This is a genomic window from Synechococcus sp. R6-10 (assembly GCF_047461815.1).
Taxonomy (GTDB): domain Bacteria; phylum Cyanobacteriota; class Cyanobacteriia; order Thermostichales; family Thermostichaceae; genus Thermostichus.
Genome location: NZ_JANSHW010000441.1, coordinates 1 through 3312, shown reverse-complemented (window position 1 = coordinate 3312; position 3312 = coordinate 1). Strand labels below are relative to the sequence as shown.

General features: G+C 57.5%; 3 protein-coding genes and 1 pseudogene. 3 read left to right on the top strand and 1 reads right to left on the bottom strand.

Annotation, left to right across the window (positions count from 1 at the left end):
- Window positions 1–153 precede the first annotated feature (153 nt).
- Window positions 154–639, bottom strand: a complete 486-nt coding sequence (locus NW837_RS11910; protein ID WP_011431703.1) for an ureidoglycolate lyase — start codon at window positions 637–639, stop codon at window positions 154–156.
- A gap of 215 nt (window positions 640–854) precedes the next feature.
- On the opposite strand from NW837_RS11910, the gene NW837_RS11905 reads away from it, so the two are divergent.
- The 3 genes and pseudogenes from NW837_RS11905 to NW837_RS11895 form a co-directional block, all read left to right on the top strand.
- The gene (locus tag NW837_RS11905) at window positions 855–1646 is read left to right on the top strand and encodes a hypothetical protein (protein ID WP_414331781.1); all 792 of its coding nucleotides are present in this window, start codon (window positions 855–857) and stop codon (window positions 1644–1646) included.
- 226 nt (window positions 1647–1872) lie between these two features.
- On the top strand, window positions 1873–2514 hold the full coding sequence (locus NW837_RS11900; protein WP_414331778.1) for an ABC transporter permease: 642 nt from the start codon (window positions 1873–1875) through the stop codon (window positions 2512–2514).
- Window positions 2515–2532: 18 nt separating this feature from the next.
- A pseudogene (locus NW837_RS11895) lies at window positions 2533–3312 on the top strand (histidine kinase); the annotation flags it as partial.

Below are 3312 nucleotides of genomic sequence, written 5' to 3'. Positions count from 1 at the left end.
CTTTTGCCAAACCGCCTAAAGCTCAGTAAATTCAGCAAAGTTCAGGGTTTTGGGGGTTAGAGGCATGCTCTTCTTGCGCTCAAGCGAAAGATTGCTGTGATCAATGATCAATGCTGCTTTTTGCCCGATTGATAAGGGATCCCCAAAAGCTTGTCAGGGGGTGATCTGGAACTCCAGGTTGTAGGTTTGGAGTAAGTTTATGGTTTCGTGATCGGTGATGTTGGTGTCGGCCAGCTCCAAGTTGTAGAAATCGATGAACTCTTCGTGGTCAAAATAGGGGCCGGCATGCCAGGTACCCATCTCCAGTTTGATAAAGCGATCCCCAGGCACCCGAAAGGCTTGAATCTGATCCACGTGCAGCTCATCGGCAGGGGGTGCAACACCAATAAACCACTCCTTGCCATTCAGGGATCCCAGGCACTGGGTGCAGCGGATGTGGTGGGTGATCTGAGTAAACTTGAGGCCGCGGCGAGGCAAGCGCATGATGTAAAAGCGGGGCTGCCCTTGATTCAAGAACAACTGAGCATCTTGACTGTCGAAGGGTTTGTGATCGGGAGTGGGGCAAATGACCTGTCCGTAGGGGGCAAAGTTTTCCGGTTCAGCGAGATGGGCCTTCAGTTGGCGCAATTGGCTGGTCACCCTGCTCTTCTCCTTTGCGTTTGACGAGCTGTCTTGTGTCTCACTGTTGCCCTACAACGTGAGCACGAGGGCGTGAAGACGCAAACAGCCCAGCGAACCCCATTCTATCGAGACTTGGTCAGGCAGCTTCCCTTCTGGGAAGGGATCCCTGAGCAAGCCCAAGCTGCTCAAGGTCGCAAGTACAATGGGAAAACTTCCCAGCCTCAGCAGAGCAAATGGCGATGCAGCGGGACTTACAAGAGCTGATCATCTCCCCAGCTCAAGTTGAAAGCCTCTCTCAAGTGCCGGTGGCTTGGTTGTATCGGCCTCGGCCCGTTCGTCGCTTTAAGGATCGCCTGCGCCAGTTCTCCGCTTTCTGGGATCTCCTACGCTTGCTGGTGACGCTGGACTTGTTCTTGCGTTTCTTGACCTTCTGGACAGGGGGATCCCTACTTACCCTGGTGGGGCGGATTTGGATCCCTGGCCTACAGGCCACTTGGGGCACTTGGCCGGTGGAATGGGGGATCCTGGCGGCTATTGCCGCCCTGGGCCAAGCCTATTGGATTTTCCGCAGCCGCCGCATGCCGCTGCTGTTGAATTTGCTGGGGGAGGTGGATCGCTACAACCGAATCATCCAGGCCATCCACGTCAACGACCAGTTGGTGGAAGCGGGCAACCCCGAGGTGAAGCTGGCCCAGAGGGCTGAGGTGATCGAAGCCCTGAAGCTGACCCGGGCCGATCTCATCCGCGCCTTGAAAACCGAACGGATCTTGCGGCAAAACGAAGACCTGATCAAGCAGCAGAGCGAGTTCTTCGGCGATAACTTGGCAGCTTTGACAGCTCTGCAGGTGAGCGAGCAGGCCAGCGAACAGGGTCGTATCCTAGAGACTGCTTTACAGATTGCTTTGCAGGTGCGCTCCCAAATCCGCCGTTTGCAAGAGCGAGAAGCCAACCACCCCCCAAACAGGGATCCAGACAAGATTGAGAAAGATCAGCAGGATAGAGATGGCAACTCAGATGGGCAGTGAAACAGATGGTTATTTTTGTCGGCAGGCGGCGCTGTGGGTTCTAATCCTTGGGAGAAAGTTGAGGTTGATTGCACCGCGTTAGCAGGTCGGAGACCGAAATTGGAGTGACCCCATCTCCCTGATTGGTGCTAAATCCCCGCTCTGCACTATTCCGCACTGTCAAGATCGCCTGCCGGCGCTACACTGGGGCTTGTCTTGGATCCCTCTGTCATCCACACACCTCTAGATGAGCCTTTTGGCCCGCTCCCTGGCCTACGCCCAGAACCACAGCGACACGCTGTTTCAAGCCTTCGTCCAACACCTGCAACTGGTGGCGGTGCCTTTGGGAATGGGGCTGCTGTTGGGTTTGCCGCTGGGTTTTTTCAGCTCCCGCTCCCAGATGCTTTCCCTGGTGGTGATCAATGCGTTTAGCAGCCTGCGGGTGATCCCCAGTTTGGCCATTTTGTTTTTGGCCATCCCCTATTTCGGCCTCAGCTTCCGTTCGGCAGTTGTCGCCCTAACCCTTCTGGCTCTGCCCCCCATTCTGATCAGCACGGATGTGGCCTTCCGCAGCCTTGAGCCGGCCCTGCGGGAAGCTGCCCTGAGCATGGGCATGACCCCTGCCCAGGTACTGCGGCACGTGGAGATCCCTTTGGCCTTGCCGGTGATCTTGGCCGGTGTTAAAACGGCTACCATTGAGGTGATTGCCAGTGCTACTCTGGCAGCGTTTATCGGCGCAGGAGGGCTGGGTACTTTCATTACCCTAGGGTTTGCTCTCTATGACAACGCCATCTTGCTGGTGGGGGCGGTTCCAGTGGCCCTTCTGGCTATTGCGGCCGAGATCGGCCTTGGCACTCTGCAGCGGGCTTTGGAACCTCCCCAAGCCTGAGGTTCTGTGAGGGATCCCATGCTGTCTTCCTCTGGTTCTTCTGAAGTGCGATCCCGTTGGCCTTTCCGCTCCATTCCTTTGCGGGTGGCGTTGCTGCTGCCCCTAGTGCTCTCAGTAGCAGGGGGAGTGGGGGGAGTGGCCTATCTCTCCTGGCAGGGCGGGCGACACCTGGCGCTGCGCTTGACGGAGCAACTGAGGCGGGAAGTTACCGACCGCACCGAAGAGCATCTTGCCAGATATTTGCAAATTCCCCTTCAGATCAATGCCCTCAATCAAGGGGCAGTGAGGGGGGGGCTGCTGCCCGATTTGACAACCCCCAGCCCAGCCGATCTAGAGGTGCTGGAAGCTCACTTTGCCCGCCAGTTGCAGCCATTTCCTGAGCTGAGCTACGTCGGCTTTGTCTCGGCTCAAGGGGGGTTTGTGATCGCCCGCCGCCACGCCGATGGGTCGATCTGGACTTACCACACACCCGGCCTCTTGCCGGGATCCGCCCAGAGCCGCCAACGGGATCCGGAAACAGGGGATCCCACAGGGTTCACTCGCCGGTTGGGCTTTGTGGATCTGAGGCAGTTGTTCTGGTTTCCCCAGCTCCTGCAGTCGGAAGGGATCCGCGACACTTGGGTGGTAACCCGATTTTTTGCGGAGCTTCCTGCCCAGGATCCAGAGCGGCTGATCATGACGTCCCTATCCCTGACCGACTCGGGGGGGCGGGTTTACGGCAGCTTAGTGGCTTCCCTCTCCGTCCGGCAGCTTCAAGCCTTTCTGGAACAGATGGAAGGCCGTTCTCCTGCAGAGGTG